We start from the raw sequence: 15,693 nt of genomic DNA, 5'->3' as shown, positions 1-15,693 counted from the left end.
ATCATTATTAATTACATATTTTCTAAAGCGGCTTGGGCTAATAAGTTTAAGTAGTTCCAAGGGCGATCAAAATGTGGTTGGAAGAAGAAATCAGAAATCGCTAAATCTTCGACAGTCATTTTATTTTGGACCGCTAATGATAAAGTATTGGCAGATTGTGTGATATCATATTTAGACATCAATTGACCACCAACAATGCGTTGTGTTCCTTTTTCATAGACTAATTCCATCAGAACTTTTTCAGTTGTTGGCATAAACTCTGGACGATAGTTATCTTCGAAAACAGTTGCTTCGACATCTAGTCCGTTTAATTTGGCACTTTCTTTTGTCACACCTGTTGAACCAATTTTCCAACCGAATAAATATAAGCCAGAAGTTCCCTGTGTGCCACGATAAGCAAATTTTTGTTCAGTCAAATTACGACCTACTAGCATACCTTGACGAACAGCATTCGTTGCTAATGGGATATAATTTTTTGTTTGACTTGGGTTGTAGTGAACAACTGCACTATCACCCGCAGCAAAAATATCAGGATTGCTTGTTTGCATATACTCATTGACTTCAATTGCACCATTTGGTAACATGTCAACTTTATCTTTTAATAATTCTGTATTTGGACGGAAACCAACACACATAATCACCATATCTGCTTCGAATTCTTGACTTGGTGTAATGACTTTTGCTACTTTTCCTTGCTCATCTGCTACGAATTGTTGGACATTTTCACCTAAAGCTAAATTAACGCCACGATCAACTAATTCTTTTTCTAGAACATCTGTGAATGGCTTATCTAAATATTTATTTAAAATGCGGTCTAACCCGTCAACTAAAGTAACTTGTTTACCTGATTCTACAAAAGCTTCTACTAATTCAATACCAATATAACCGCCACCAACGACAACGACACGTTTGGCATCTTTCGCTTTTTCGATGATCACGTTGGCTTGTGAATAGTTCTTACATAATAAAATATTTTCAGCATCAATTCCTGGAATTGGTGGAATAATTGGCCAAGAACCAGTTGTCATCACTAATTTATCATAAGAAACGGTCTCAGTTGCGCCCGTTTGTAAGTTTTTCGCTGTAACAGTTTTGTCGTCCACGTTGATTTCTTCAACATTGTGTTCCATCTTCACTGTTGCTCCTAAAGAAGCCAGTTCTTCTGGATTTGAATAAAATAAATCAGCAGCATTTTTAACTACGCCTCCAACGTACAAGGCAATTCCGCAAGATAGGAAGGAAATATTGTCATTTCTTTCATATACAGTGACTTCCGCCTCCGGGTGATTTGCTAAAATACTTTTAACTGCTGAAGTTCCAGCATGGGTACATCCTACGACTACGACTTTCATGTTGTAAATCCCTTCTTTCACAATCTTTGTTTTGCAGAGGTGACGTCTCCCTCTGTCTGTTTAAAATATATCAGAGGAATCAAGCTTATTCGAGTTCTATGCTTGTGAATCGCATATAAAAAAATTCACAAACTGTTGCTAATTCTTAATAATAGCTAGTTAATTTTTTGTTTTTAAGAATTTAAAAGTCAATAACCACACAAAAAAACAAGCATAAGAGTGAAAACTCTTACGCTTGTGAAATTTGCCTAGACAAGTGACTTATCTTTTGATAAATTTTTAACAGTATGTAATTTTTTACACATTCTCCTGTTGTGCTTGTTGGCAATCTGGACATAATCCATATAATTCTAAACGATGTTCATTAATTTCGAAGCCTGTTAATTTACTAGCGGCCATTTCAACGTCCTCTAACCCTGGATAATGAAAATCAACGATTTTACCACATTTTTGACAAATCACGTGATAATGTTTCTTCGAACTAAAATCAAAACGACTAGATGCATCGCCATAACTCATTTCTTGAACGAAACCGATTTCAGTAAATAAACGTAGATTGTTGTAAACCGTTGCTACACTCATATTTGGAAAATGATCTTCTAGTGCGCGATAAATTTCATCAGCTGTTGGGTGTGTATGATTTTCGATTAAATATTCCAAGATAGCATAACGTTGCGGAGTAATTCGGATATTGGCTTCTTTTAATTCAGCAAGTGCATTTTTAACCAATACGTTGTCCATCTTTGTATCCCTCCCCTGTCTATCTTTCTTAAATAATACTATTTCTTATTACGATTGACAAGAATTATTGTAGGATTCTCGTGGAAAAAACGAGCATTTTACTAAACTAAGAGAAATGCTCGTTTTTTGGCGTGTTTTTTATTCTGGAAATTCGTAAAGAGCTGTCGAAAGATAACGTTCGCCGTTATCCGGAACCAGCGCTAAGACACGTTTGCCTGCGCCTAATTCAACTGCCAAATCAATGGCCGCTTTAATTGCTGCCCCTGCTGAGATCCCCACAAGGATGCCTTCTTTTGGCCCCATTAAACGAGCAGTTTCTAATGCGTCTTCACTAGAAACAGCGGCAACTTTTTGATAAACGGTGGTGTCTAAAACTTCTGGGACAAAACCAGCGCCTATTCCTTGGATTTTATGTGGACCTGGTTCGCCACCTTCTAAAACAGGCGACTCCGTTGGTTCTACTGCAACAATTTCAATATCTGGAAAAATCCGTTTCAATTCATGGCCAACTCCTGTAACGGTTCCTCCAGTGCCAACACCAGAAACAAACGCATCTAAGCCACGTTTACCAAAGACATCAACAATTTCTTTTCCTGTTTTTTTTTCATGTACCATTGGATTAGCTGGATTATTAAATTGCAAAGGCATGAAGTACCCGTGTTCTTCTGCTAATGCTGTAGCTTTTGCAATTGCCCCTTTCATTCCTTCGGCACCAGGGGTTAATAATAAATCAGCCCCATATGCTTGCATTAATTTGCGGCGTTCAATACTCATAGTATCTGGCATCACAATCTTAACTGGATATCCCAACGCAGCACCTACCATTGCTAACCCAATGCCTGTATTACCACTAGTCGGCTCAATAATTGTTTGTCCAGGTTTTAGGCGACCATCTGCTTCGGCTTGTTGGATCATGCTTAAAGCAATTCGATCTTTCACACTGCCACCAGGATTAAAGAACTCTAGTTTAACAAAAACATCTGCAGCTCCTTCTGGTACCATCCGTTTTAATTTCACAACTGGGCTTTGACCAATTAACTCTGTTACTGATTTTACATAACCTTTAGTCATAATCCTACATCCTCCAATTTTACAAACAATATAATAATTCTTTCTCTAAGCATAGCTCAAAAAAACGATTTCTACCAGAAAAACGAATTTTAGTTTGTGAAAAATTAAATAAAAAAACGGATTATGCTCATCCAATAATTGCTGCTAGCCCTACCTATTTTCACGATAAAAGACCTTACAAAAACTGTCGCTTTTGTAAGGTCCTTCTTCAACTAAATAATTGTAAAATTAACCGATTTGGATGGTTTGACCCACCGATAAAACAGAATCCAATGTTAATCCATTTAGTGACATTAAATTATCAACTGTCGTTCCAAAACGTGCAGCAATGTCCCACAATGTGTCGCCGTTTGCGACAGTGTAACTTTGACTAGCTACAGTTTCTGCTGTTGCTGTTGCAGAAGCCGCTGTATCGATTGTTGTATCAACGGTTCCCGTTGTATCTGAATAACTAGTGGTTTGAGCGACTGGTGCTCCCCAATCATATTGAGTTAAATTATATGCTTCAATTAACCAATTCAATTTTTCGGCATAGCCTGGATCAGTTGCATAACTTCCAGCTAAAGCGGCTGTTGCATCGCGATAACTGCTAGTATTACTCTTCCAAACGCCTGAATAATGGTATGTATCCCCAAAAGCAGTGGAACGAATAACATTGGCATGATCTTGGAACGATTCCGCATAAGAATTATAACTTCTAAATGCTGCTGTGACGGTCACCCATTGTCCGTCTAAATATTCTTTTGTTGGCATATAAACAGATTGTCCATTATAACTTCCTTTTACACCAAACAAGTTATAATTCGGTGCAGATGCTAACCCAGAACTACCATAACTACTTTCTAGCAACGCTTGAGCAATCATGACGGAAGCATACATATCATTGCTATTGGCAACGGCTGCTGCTGAATTTCCGATTTCATTAATAAATGCTTGCTGGCTTGATTCTGCTTGGGCAGGTACCGCAGCACCAACCACAGGTGCTAAAATCATTGAAGTCCCCGCAACGGCGGTAGCACGTTTATAAGCTTTTTGCTTTTTAAGAGCTTTTTGAATATGTTTACTACTTCTTGTTAACTGTTCGCTCATTCATTTTTCCTCCTCACTGTCTCACTTTTCTATTTTACCGTTAATTTCCTATTGAAACAAGAAATAAACGTATTAAATTTTGAGTTTTAAAATTTCTGTAATGTAATTGAAATCTTGTTTGTATTTAATTAACCCTCTTCACACTTGTGAAAACAACCACTTCTTCTTTTCATTTTGATGAGATTTTTGTTATTTATCCTCTTACTTTTCTTTATTTATTGTGATAAACTTTTTAATGGACTTGTCACTTTTTGAACAAACTTTATAAGAGAAGTCTGTTTTTGTAATCAAAACAACTATTGCCGAGTAGTTGTTGTATTACAAAATGAATTACATAGAAATGTAGGTGGTTAGATGAAGAAACAACAATCGGGTTTAACAAATCAAGTGACGTTTTTATTAGCGTTAACTTGCGGGATCGTGGTCGCCAATATGTATTATATTCAACCAATTGGCACCCAAATTGCTCAGGCCTTTCAAGTCAGTATTGGTTCTATTGGTTTTGTTACTATGCTGACCCAATTAGGCTATGCGCTAGGCTTACTTTTTCTTGTTCCATTAGGCGATGTCGTTGATCGTCGCAAATTAATCATTCGAGTAGCCGCGCTCTCCTCGCTGTCTCTAAGTGCTGCGTTTTTTGCACCAAGTTTTCTCCTTTTTGCACTCTCTTCTTTTTTTATCGGGCTGCTCTCTATTGTCGCCCAAATTATTATTCCTTATGCTGCGGTCATGGCGGGACCAGCGAACCGTGGTAAAGTAACAGGTCGAATGCTGGGCGGACTATTGACAGGAATTTTATTGTCTCGAACGATCTCGGGTTTCATTGCTAGTGCAGCTTCTTGGCGAACAGTCTACCTAATCGCCGTAATATTCGTGTTAGCATTGGTCGTTCTACTTCAATTAAAATTGCCCAAAACAGTGATACATACTCAAACTTCAAATCGATTAACTTATTTAGGTTCTTTGAAAAGTCTTCCTAAGCTAATCAAAGCGCAACCTTTGTTAAGAGAAGCAACTGTCAATGGCTTTTTTATGTTTGCAACCTTTTCAATCTTTTGGTCTACATTAATTTTCTTTGTTAGTAGTCCAGCTTATTATTGGGGACCGAAAGAAGTCGGTATTTTAGCAATTTTTGGGTTATCAGGGGCTTTTGTAGCACCTATCATTGGTCGTCTATCCGATTATTATCCAGAACGGAAGATTGTTTTGATTGGCCTGTTGATGCAGTTCGGTAGTTTTATCTTACTTTTTCTAGGTGGAACACATGTGGTCTTACTAATCTTAGCAATTATTGTTTTAGATATCGGTACTCAATTTGGGCAAGTAGCCAATCAAACACGCGTCCAAAATTTGGGAGAAGAAGCCAGCAATCGTAACAATACCGTCTTTATGTTTTTCTATTTCATCGGCGGTTCACTGGGTTCATTGATTGGTACATTAATGTGGCAAAACTATGGTTGGTCTGGTGTTACTTTAACTGGTATTGGGTTCCAATTGTTCGCATTATTTTTTCACTTTATGCTCTTTGCTCCCAAAAAGAAATGAAGCAAAAAAACCTGAATGCTATCACAAGCATTCAGGTTTTTTATCGTTTATTTATAGTGATTTATAGGTATTAACCACATTTTCAGGAGTAAAGCCGAATTTTTCAAGAACTAGACCGCCAGGTGCAGAAGCGCCGAAGTGATCAATTGTGATTGTTTTGCCTTCTGTTCCTACATAGCGTTCCCAACCAAAGCTTGCTGCAGCTTCAATCGCCACACGTTTTGTCACAGCTTTAGGTAACACACTTTCTTTATATTCAGCAGATTGTTTTTCAAATAAATCAAAACTTGGCATTGACACGACAGATACATCGATGCCTTCTTCCGCTAATTTAGCTTGTGCTTCCACTGCTAGATTTACTTCAGAACCAGTCGCAATTAAAATCCCTGATGGTTGTTCACCTTTTTGTGGTGACAATACATAAGCACCTTTTTGAACAGAATCAGAAGCGTGTTCTAACGTTCCTTCTAAAACAGGTAAGTTTTGACGACTTAGAACTAAAATAGTTGGTGTTTCCGTAGAAGTCATAGCAATTTTCCAAGCAGCAACAGTTTCATTGCCGTCTGCTGGACGAATCACATGAACATTTGGAATGCAACGAACACTTGCTAATTGCTCAATTGGTTCGTGTGTTGGCCCATCTTCACCCACCGCAACAGAGTCATGCGTTAAGACGTAAGTTACAGGAACTTTTTGTAAAGCGGCTAAACGGATTGCTGGACGTAAGTAGTCAGTAAAGACGAAGAATGTCCCGCCATAAACATGGCTACCACCGTGTAATTGAATCCCGTTCATTGCTGCAGCCATTGCAAATTCGCGAACACCAAACCAAATATTACGGCCTTCGTATTGACCAGGTTCGAAATCTTTTTCTGCAGCAACCATTGTATTATTTGAGGCTGATAAATCAGCTGAACCGCCCCAGAAACTTGGAACAACTTTTGAAATAGCTTGAATCGTTTCTTTACTTGTTACACGACTTGCGGCACTTGTTCCTAGTTCATATTTAGGTAATTCTTGTTCCCAACCTTCAGGTAATTGATTGGCAAAAGCTTCTTTAAATTGTTTGGCTAATTCTGGATGCGCATGTTCATAGTTCTTAAACATCTCATTCCAAGCCTCTTCAGCTTTTTGGCCTTCGTCAATCATCGTTTCTTTAAAACGAGCAGCGACTTCCTCTGGCACAGTAAAGTCAGGGTATTCCCAACCATAAACAGCTTTAGCCGCTGTAATGCCCTCTTCACCAATTGGCGCGCCGTGAACGGAAGATGTTCCTTCTTTTGGTGCTCCGTAACCGATGACTGTTTTAACTTCAATCAATGTTGGTTTATCCGTTTCAGCTTTAGCCGCTTCAATCGCAGCCTCTATTTCATCTAAATCATTGCCATCTTTAACTAAAATATGTTGCCATCCGTATGCTTCATAACGAGCTCCAACATTTTCAGTAAAGGCTTTAGAAGTTGGTCCATCTAATGAGATGTCATTTGAATCGTACAAGACAATTAATTTACCTAATTTCATATGACCAGCCATTGAACTTGCTTCTTGAGAAACACCTTCCATTAAATCGCCATCACCACAAATTGCGTACGTATAATGATCCATAATAGGGAAACTATCACGATTATAAGTTGCAGCTAAATGCGCTTCAGCCATTGCCATACCAACAGCCATAGCAATCCCTTGTCCTAGAGGTCCTGTTGTTGCTTCAACACCATCTGTGTGGTGCACTTCTGGATGCCCTGGTGTTTTACTATCCCATTGACGGAAATTTTTCAAATCGTCAATTGTTACGTTGTATCCTGATAGATGTAATAAGCTGTACAACATTGCAGAGCCGTGGCCTGCTGAAAGTACAAAACGATCACGATCAACCCAGTTTCTAGAAGTTGTTGGGTTCACCTTTAAATGTTTTGTCCAAAGTGCATACGCCATTGGGGCAGCACCCATTGGTAAACCAGGATGTCCTGAGTTCGCTTTTTGTACGGCTTCAATACTTAATGTCCGGATTGTATTAACGCCCAATTGATCTGTCTTGTCAAACAAAAAAATCATCTCCTAATTTAGGTTTTTTTTACCTTTATTCATAGTGTAGCTTATTTCGACAATGAAAGCAATTACTTTCTGTTGTGAAGTCCTTTTTCACGCTGAATTTTTTTTAGTTTTTCAGGAGTCACATCGGTCCCTTCTTGATCCACGACCTTCATTCCTTCGATATGGTGACGCATCCCTCCACGAAATGCTTCTAAATACTCTTTACGTAATTCTTGTTGTTCGACTTTTTCTTTCGCACTAAGTTCTTCCACTTTTGCTTTATTCGCTAATTCATTTATACGGGCAATTTTTTCTTTCGATAACATCAAAATCCCTCCTTACTCTCACTGTCTATATTATAAGAACTGCCTTAAAAAAACAACTATATTCTGATATTTATAAAACACGAACGCTTGTTTGATTTCGTTCGCATTTTATGGTACACTAATTTTATCAATTGAAAGAAGGTGCGGGTTTTGGCGAAACGTACAGAAACAAGACAATTAGAAGTACTTAAATATATATACGAACAAGTCGAATTAAAGGGCTATCCGCCAACCGTTCGCGAAATTGGGAAGGCTGTTGATTTATCCTCAACTTCTACCGTTCACGGACATTTAGCTCGTCTTGAAAAAAAGGGTCTAATCTTACGTGACCCAACAAAACCGCGAGCAATCGAATTAACACCAGAAGGCTTGGAAAAGATCGGAATTCAGCCGACAACTATTCCGATGTTAGGTGTCGTAACTGCTGGTGAACCAATTTTAGCGGTGGAAGAAGCATCAGATTTCTTCCCGTTACCTCCTGATTTACGTACAGAAGAAAATGCTTTATTTATGTTGACGATTCGAGGAGAAAGTATGATTAACGCAGGTATTCTAGATGGCGACCAAGTGATTGTTCGTAAGCAATCGAATGCCAATAATGGCGACATCGTAATCGCAATGACCGATGAAGATGAAGCAACCTGTAAACGATTCTTCCGAGAAGTAGATCATATCCGCTTGCAGCCTGAAAATGATGCATTAGCGCCTATTCTTTTAGATAACGTTACAATTTTAGGTAAAGTTGTTGGTTTATATCGCAATCATATTTAATAAAAAAAGGAAGTCACTCCGTTGAGCGGCTTCCTTTTTTGCTTGTTAACAAGTAAATAGCCTTTTGAGCTTCCTCGATAACCTCTTCTTCAGTTTCTACAGAAAGTAGATAATTTAAAGCTTCTAAACTTTGCTCGGGTTCTCTTTTTGCGAGTTGACCTAACGACCAAGCAGCTGTTCCGCGAATGACAGGACGCTGATCATTTAAACAGAGAATAATTTGTGGGATAGCTTCACGGCCGCCCAAATTCGCTAACGCAATTAAAGCATTCCGTTGCAATGGTTTTTTACCACGCCAAGAGCCTGCTAAGTGTCCGAATTGCTGTTTAAACTCTTTATTGGAAATAGTTAATAACGGTGCTAATTTGGGATAAACTTCTTCAATCTTTGGTTCCATCTCTTCATGAAAATGAAAATCTTTTCCTTTATTATAAGGGCAAACCAGCTGACAAATGTCGCAACCATAAATGACGTTACGCATTTTTTTTCGATACTCTTCAGGCATCATGCCTTTTGTTTGCGTTTGATAAGACAAACATTTTTGAGCATTCATTCGACCGTCCCCTAACAAAGCCCCTGTAGGACACCCTGTGATACAACGAGTACAATCACCGCAACCATTTGGAACAGGTTCATCTGGTTCAAATTGAATGTTGGTGGTCACCTCACCTAAATATACAAAGGAACCAAATTCTTCGGTAATCAGTAGACCATTTTTACCAATGAATCCTAAACCCGCCCGCTGAGCAACAGCGGTGTCAACATATTCGCCAGTATCTACTTGCGGCCGAAAGCGCCAGTGTTCTTTTTCTGCTTCAGTGGCAGCTTGCTCTTCAATAAAAGCAATTAATTTTTGCAACCGATCCTGCAAAATGTGATGATAATCAATTCCCCAAGAGGCTCGCGCAAATTGTCCACGCTTTTCATCTCTAGGCATTTTTTCCTGAGCTTTGGTGGGATAAGCTAAAGCAATGGAGATAATACTTTTAGGATGCTTAAACGTTTTTTCTGGGTAAATTCGTTCTTCCACATTTTGATGTTCAAATCCCGAGTTATATCCTCGCTCTCGTTGTTCATGCAGAGAATCTTCTAATTCAATAAATGGTTCAGCATGAGTAAAGCCGATTTTATCGATGCCTAAACGTTGACTCTCTTGAATAATTTTTTCTTTCAATGTCGGCATTGCTCATGCCTCCCTTCATTTTATTATTTATCGTTTCGATGATACGTTTCATAGTCATGTGCATAGAGATTTTTCTCGTCCACGACGCCGGGAACAGTGGCAACTTTTTCCCAAACAGACCAGTCGATTTCTGGAAAGAAGGTGTCGCCTTCAAATGTTTCATGAATCATCGTCCGATATAAGACATCACATGCGGGAATCAGTTCTTTAAAAACGACAGAACCTCCACCAATAACGGTCACGCCTTCATAGTTGTCAGCATACACAAGAATCTCCTCTACGGAATGCATAACCAAAACGCCTTCAGCTTGGTAATCCGGATTACTGGTAAGAACAATCGTTGTTCGATTTGGTAACGGACGACATCCCATGCCTTCGAAAGTTGCACGTCCTAAGACCAATGTATTATGAATTGTTTTTTCCTTGAAAAATTTCAAGTCGTTGGGTAAATGCCAAGGCAATTTGCCTTCTTTACCAATCACTCCTTGTTCATCTTGGGCCCAAATGGCTGCTAACATAGCTTCTCTCTCCTTTTTTATACGGCAATCGGCGCTTTAATCGTTGGATGTGGGTCATAGCCTTCTACTTTAATATCTTCCATATCAAAATCAAAAACAGAAGCCTTGTCTGGATTCAAAACGAGCGTTGGGAAAGAACGAACTTCTCGTGATAATTGTTCTTGCATTTGCTCCACATGATTTTGATATAAGTGGGCATCTCCTAGCGTGTGTACAAACTCCCCCACTTCTAAACCTGTTTCATGTGCAATCAGATGTGTCAATAAAGCATAGCTTGCAATGTTAAAAGGAACACCTAAAAAGACATCGGCACTGCGCTGATAAAGTTGGCAGCTTAATTTTCCTTCATTTACATAGAATTGAAACATAGTGTGACAAGGCGGCAACGCCATTGAAGGCACATCTTCTGGATTCCAAGCGGAAACAATTAAACGGCGAGAATCAGGATTGGTTTTAATCATTTCAATCACATTAGCTAATTGATCAATAAAGCTACCATCTTTGGTTTCCCAGTGACGCCATTGTGCACCATAAATATTCCCTAATTCACCATATTTTTCTGCAAACTCTGCATCATTTAAAATGGCGTCACAGAATTTTTGATGTTCTTCTTTGTATTGTTCTGCAAATGCTGGATCTTGTAAGACACGATGCCCAAAATCCGTCATGTCTGGTCCTTGATAATCTGCGCTTTTTACGTAACGTTCGAACGCCCATTCATCCCAAATATGATTATTTCGCTCTAACAAATAGCGAATATTCGTGTCGCCTTTTAAAAACCACAATAACTCACTTTTAATCAAGCCAAACGGTACTCGTTTGGTTGTTAGTAAGGGAAATCCTTTGGCCAAATCAAAACGCATTTGATAGCCAAATAAACTATACGTCCCAGTTCCTGTACGGTCTTCTTTAAAATGACCTTCTTCTAAAATCTTTTTTCCTAGCGCTAAGTATGCTTCTTCCATCTTATTCCCTCCGTCTCTTAATCCGCGTATTCACTCAAGTATTCCCAACGATTCATTTTTTCTTCTAACAATTGTTCCGTTGCTGTTACTGCTTCTTGCAATTCTTGTAAACGAACAAAATCATCACCCTGATGATTCATTTCTTCAGTTAATGTTTCTAATTTCGTTTCTAATTGTGTGATATCTTCTTCAATTGTTGCCCACTCTTTTTGTTCCATATAAGTCAGCTTTGTTTTTTCTTTCTTTTCTGTCGATGCTTCTTTTACTGGTTTATTGAGCGGTTTTTCTTTGACCTTTTCTTGTTCTTTTTGGTTCGCCAAATATTCACTCATTGTGCCATAAAATGATAGGATCTGAGCATTTCCTTGAAAAACTAACAATTTATCCATTGTTTTATCCAAGAAATAACGGTCATGAGAAACCGCAATTACCGCTCCTTTAAACGTTTGGATATAATCTTCTAAAATGGTCAACGTATCAATGTCCAAATCGTTGGTTGGCTCATCCAATAATAACACGTTAGGCTGACTAATTAATAATTTTAAGAGATATAACCGGCGTTTTTCTCCACCAGACAGTTTGCCAATCAGTGTGCCATGCATAAAACGAGGAAATAAAAAGCGCTCTAACATTTCAGCGACCCCAACGCTGCTTCCATCACTGCGTTTCACTTCTTCTGCTGCTTCTTGCAAATAAGCAATCATCCGTTGATTAGGGTCCATTTCTTCGTTTTGCTGGGTATAATAGCCAATTCGGACGGTTTCACCGATACTATATAGGCCACTCTCTAAAGGAATGCGTCCAGCTAAAATATTTAATAATGTGGATTTTCCTGCACCATTTTTACCAGTAATGCCAATTCGATCGTTTGCTTGAATGAGTAAATTAAAGTCTTTCAAAAGCTGTTTATGATCAATGGCATAATTTCCTTCCTTGATTTCCAGAACTTTTTTCCCTAAACGCTGCGTGGCAAAGTCTGCTTCTAAGGTGCCATTGGTTTGTACCTGATGCAAGTTTTCTTTTAAATCCTGAAACCGATCAATTCTTGCTTGCTGTTTCGTTCCTCGTGCTTGAACGCCTGCTCGCATCCACGCAAGTTCTTGTTTGAAGAGGCGTTTTCTTTTTTCTTCTTGTTCTACAGCGACACGTTCACGTTCGGCTTTTTCCATCACATACGTTTCATAGTTTCCTTTGTATTCATACAGTTTTCCAAAAGAAAGTTCGAAAATCCGATTGGTTACTCGATCTAAAAAGTAGCGGTCATGGGTCACCATTAAAACCGCGCCACGATAGTTATTTAAAAAGTTTTCCAACCATTCAATCGTTTCATAATCCAGATGGTTCGTTGGTTCATCCAATAACAGTAAATCAGGCGCTTCAATTAAGACTTGCGCCAAGCTTACTCGTTTTAACTGCCCACCAGAAAGCTCACCTATTTTCTTTTCCAATGTGGGAATACCTAATTTTTGTAAAATAATTTTTGCATTGGTATCTGCTGTCCAAGCATCTTGTTTATTCATGGCTTCTTCTGCTTGCGTGTAACGTCTTTGAACCCCTTCGTCTAAACCATTCTCACTTAAAGCAGCTAACGCTAATTCATAATTTTTGACTGTTTTTATGATCGGGCTGTCTCCCTGAAACACGGCTTCTGCAATCGTAATATTCTCGTCAAATGTTTGATTCTGGGAAAGGTACCCAATTTGATAATCACTTGGCTGCTGAATCGCAGCAAGATCACCATCACCGCTATCTACGCCAGCAATAATATTTAATAAACTGGTTTTCCCTGTGCCGTTAATCCCAATTAAACCAATGCGATCTTTTTCATGAATCAAAAAAGAAAGATGATCAAATAGTGTTTTTTCCCCATATGTTTTGGTTAAATCTGTTACTTTTAATTCTTTCACCGACACTACCAACTCCTTCTATTTTGGTCTTGCTTATTGTATCAAAAATTGGATTATAAAAAAAGTGCATGAGATAAAAATCGTCTTGGTTTCATCTCATACACTATTACTTATTCTTTATTAAAATTTTTAACAAATCGTTTCAGCGGAACGTTATTCACTTCGCCGCTAATCGAATAACTCTCTAATAAATTGACATTTTTTCGTAACTCGTTCGCTTCGATAATTGAAATGCGTTCAGATTGTTCGTAATGATCAATCATCCGTCGTTCTTCTTGGAAGCCTAATAATAGGTCTTTGACATAGTCTGTCTCCGTATGAACAATATACGAATCAATAAATTCGCCTTTTTCAAACTTATGGGCTAAATCCAAGCGTCCGTCAATGAAGAAATCAATTAAATCATCATCATAGACACCGCGCAAATTATCTAAACTCTTCAGAATAACTTGAGAATTTCTTAGAAAAACTTGGCGAATATTTTCTAGTTCTTCATTTCGTAATTCTTTTTCTTCTTCAGAAGCTTCACCACGATTGAAAAATAGCTTAGGATGTAAAAGAATCGAAATGATTTGTCGAGCAAATAATAACCAAAAGCCTACAATCGATAATAATTGTTTGGCAATCGACCGTTGCATCCGTGTAATCAAGCGTTGATACATACGATAACTTCTGACACTAATTTCTCCTTGTTTCAGACTTTCTTCTAAGCCGTCTCGTTCAATGGACACAATTAACGTCCGCAACTCTTGCACTTCTTGTTTTCGTTCTGCACTTAGCTGCTCGGTATACAATTCTTTTAAACGATCTTGATAATTTTCAATGACCGCATTCATTTCACCACGAGGATTCTCTTCATTTTGCTGTTTTAAGACATCAATGACATCACGTAATAAATCAATTTCGACTGACTCTTCATTTTCCACTTCCGTCTCTGAATCAGTTAAAAATGGTAAAACTAGAATCCCGCCAATCAGAGTCACCAAAATAACACAAGCCGTAATGAATAGCAATAACGGTCGTTCTTTAAAATGCTCGCCGTTAATCGCTGTTGGCAAAATAAAGATGGTGGCTAAACTTACCGTCCCCTTAACACCGCCAAATGTTAAAATCAACATTTCATTCATTGCAGTTTTAACTTTTTTAAAACCATGTTGTAGCGTGTAAACACTGAAAATGGCTAAGAAACGAATTAAAAAGACGACACCACTAATAATTAAAACAACCATTAGTAGGAACCAGTTTGAATATTGTTGGTCAATCCAAATTGGCGAAAACACTTGAGAAAGTTCAATTCCTAAGAATAAGAAAACTAAGGCATTTAAAGTGAACTCAATCATACTCCAAATACTTTCGCCAACATTTGACAGCTCTGCTTCAAAAAGCGAAACTTTTTTCAAACTAGACGCTTGCATAATTCCAGCAATCACAGCGGCAATAATTCCAGAAACGCCAATCAACTCTGAAATTAAATAAGCAATAAATGGCAAGAGTAATTCAATCAACAAGTAGCCTGTAACATCTTTTGCCACCGCAGTTTCAAGTAAATGAACAATTTGCTGTTTTAATAGAACTAACACGATTCCGACTACCGCTCCACCAATACTGGAAATAACCAAGGTCCCTGCCGCTTCCACCGGCGAAAATGACCCCGTTAATAAAGCCGCTAATGCAAATTGAAAGGCTGTAACGCCTGATGCATCATTAATGAGTCCTTCACCAGATAAAATGTTCATCGAACGTTCAGGAATGTCAATTCGACCTGATAACGAACCTACCGCCACCGCATCCGTTGGCCCTAGAGCCGCTCCAAAAGCGAAGCAAGCGGCTAATGGTAAAGTAGGCAAAATCATATGCAGGGTCCAGCCGACTCCGACTAAGGTAATTAACACACCAAAAAAGGCCAAGAAAAGAATCATCCCGAAATTTTTCATCATTGCTTTCAGATTGATTAGCTCCCCTTCTCTAAATAAAAGCGGTGCAATAATCATTACTAAAAACACTTCAGGCTCAAATTCAATTTCCTGCCCCATTTTAGTTAAACCAATTAGAACGCCTACAATAATTTGCACAATTGGCAGCGGAATGACGGGAACAATCCGGTTGAATATGTTTGAGAAGGTAATAGACAGTGCAAAAACAATGATTAGAAAGGTAAATTCCATCCTATCATTCCCTTCTATATTAAATT

At 38.4% G+C, this 15,693-nt stretch carries 13 protein-coding genes; 2 read left to right on the top strand and 11 right to left on the bottom strand.

Annotated elements, in window-relative coordinates:
• Positions 1–11: 11 nt before the first annotated feature.
• The 4 genes from IGK27_RS06530 to IGK27_RS06515 form a co-directional block, all read right to left on the bottom strand.
• Positions 12–1,352: an NADH oxidase gene (locus IGK27_RS06530; RefSeq protein ID WP_033626257.1), complete on the bottom strand. Its 1,341-nt coding sequence runs from the start codon at positions 1,350–1,352 to the stop codon at positions 12–14.
• A gap of 297 nt (positions 1,353–1,649) precedes the next feature.
• Positions 1,650–2,093: a Fur family transcriptional regulator gene (locus tag IGK27_RS06525; RefSeq protein ID WP_002357560.1), complete on the bottom strand. Its 444-nt coding sequence runs from the start codon at positions 2,091–2,093 to the stop codon at positions 1,650–1,652.
• Between the two features lie 138 nt (positions 2,094–2,231).
• Positions 2,232–3,164: a cysteine synthase A gene (gene cysK / locus IGK27_RS06520; RefSeq protein ID WP_033626260.1), complete on the bottom strand. Its 933-nt coding sequence runs from the start codon at positions 3,162–3,164 to the stop codon at positions 2,232–2,234.
• A 228-nt stretch (positions 3,165–3,392) separates the two neighbouring features.
• Positions 3,393–4,253, bottom strand: coding sequence for a glucosaminidase domain-containing protein (locus IGK27_RS06515; protein WP_002357562.1), 861 nt, complete (start codon positions 4,251–4,253; stop codon positions 3,393–3,395).
• 354 nt (positions 4,254–4,607) lie between these two features.
• Here IGK27_RS06515 and IGK27_RS06510 point away from each other — a divergent pair, with 354 nt between their 5' ends.
• Positions 4,608–5,798 carry an MFS transporter gene (locus tag IGK27_RS06510; protein WP_033626261.1) on the top strand — a complete coding sequence of 397 codons (1,191 nt, stop codon included), beginning with the start codon at positions 4,608–4,610 and terminating at the stop codon, positions 5,796–5,798.
• Positions 5,799–5,849: 51 nt separating this feature from the next.
• On the opposite strand, the gene tkt is transcribed toward IGK27_RS06510, so the two are convergent.
• The gene (tkt, locus tag IGK27_RS06505) at positions 5,850–7,844 is read right to left on the bottom strand and encodes a transketolase (RefSeq protein WP_002357564.1); all 1,995 of its coding nucleotides are present in this window, start codon (positions 7,842–7,844) and stop codon (positions 5,850–5,852) included.
• Positions 7,845–7,915: 71 nt separating this feature from the next.
• Positions 7,916–8,158 carry a DUF896 family protein gene (locus tag IGK27_RS06500; protein ID WP_002382327.1) on the bottom strand — a complete coding sequence of 81 codons (243 nt, stop codon included), beginning with the start codon at positions 8,156–8,158 and terminating at the stop codon, positions 7,916–7,918.
• 150 nt (positions 8,159–8,308) lie between these two features.
• Between IGK27_RS06500 and lexA the strand changes: the two genes are divergently transcribed.
• A complete protein-coding gene (lexA, locus tag IGK27_RS06495; RefSeq protein ID WP_002357566.1) occupies positions 8,309–8,929 on the top strand; it encodes a transcriptional repressor LexA in 621 nt (206 codons plus the stop codon).
• Positions 8,930–8,942: 13 nt separating this feature from the next.
• Here lexA and queG read toward each other — a convergent pair whose 3' ends face one another.
• The 5 genes from queG to IGK27_RS06470 form a co-directional block, all read right to left on the bottom strand.
• A complete protein-coding gene (gene queG / locus IGK27_RS06490; RefSeq protein ID WP_033626262.1) occupies positions 8,943–10,112 on the bottom strand; it encodes a tRNA epoxyqueuosine(34) reductase QueG in 1,170 nt (389 codons plus the stop codon).
• A gap of 23 nt (positions 10,113–10,135) precedes the next feature.
• Positions 10,136–10,630: a trimethoprim-sensitive dihydrofolate reductase gene (gene dfr, locus IGK27_RS06485; RefSeq protein WP_033626263.1), complete on the bottom strand. Its 495-nt coding sequence runs from the start codon at positions 10,628–10,630 to the stop codon at positions 10,136–10,138.
• Between the two features lie 17 nt (positions 10,631–10,647).
• Positions 10,648–11,595, bottom strand: coding sequence for a thymidylate synthase (locus tag IGK27_RS06480; protein WP_002357569.1), 948 nt, complete (start codon positions 11,593–11,595; stop codon positions 10,648–10,650).
• Positions 11,596–11,612: 17 nt separating this feature from the next.
• Positions 11,613–13,502, bottom strand: a complete 1,890-nt coding sequence (locus IGK27_RS06475) for an ABC-F family ATP-binding cassette domain-containing protein (RefSeq protein ID WP_002392405.1) — start codon at positions 13,500–13,502, stop codon at positions 11,613–11,615.
• Positions 13,503–13,612: 110 nt separating this feature from the next.
• The gene (locus tag IGK27_RS06470; RefSeq protein WP_002357571.1) at positions 13,613–15,667 is read right to left on the bottom strand and encodes a cation:proton antiporter; all 2,055 of its coding nucleotides are present in this window, start codon (positions 15,665–15,667) and stop codon (positions 13,613–13,615) included.
• Positions 15,668–15,693: the final 26 nt, after the last annotated feature.

This window comes from Enterococcus sp. DIV0236, assembly GCF_050558525.1.
Classification (GTDB): Bacteria; Bacillota; Bacilli; order Lactobacillales; family Enterococcaceae; genus Enterococcus; species Enterococcus faecalis.
This window is presented reverse-complemented; position numbering and strand designations above follow the sequence as displayed.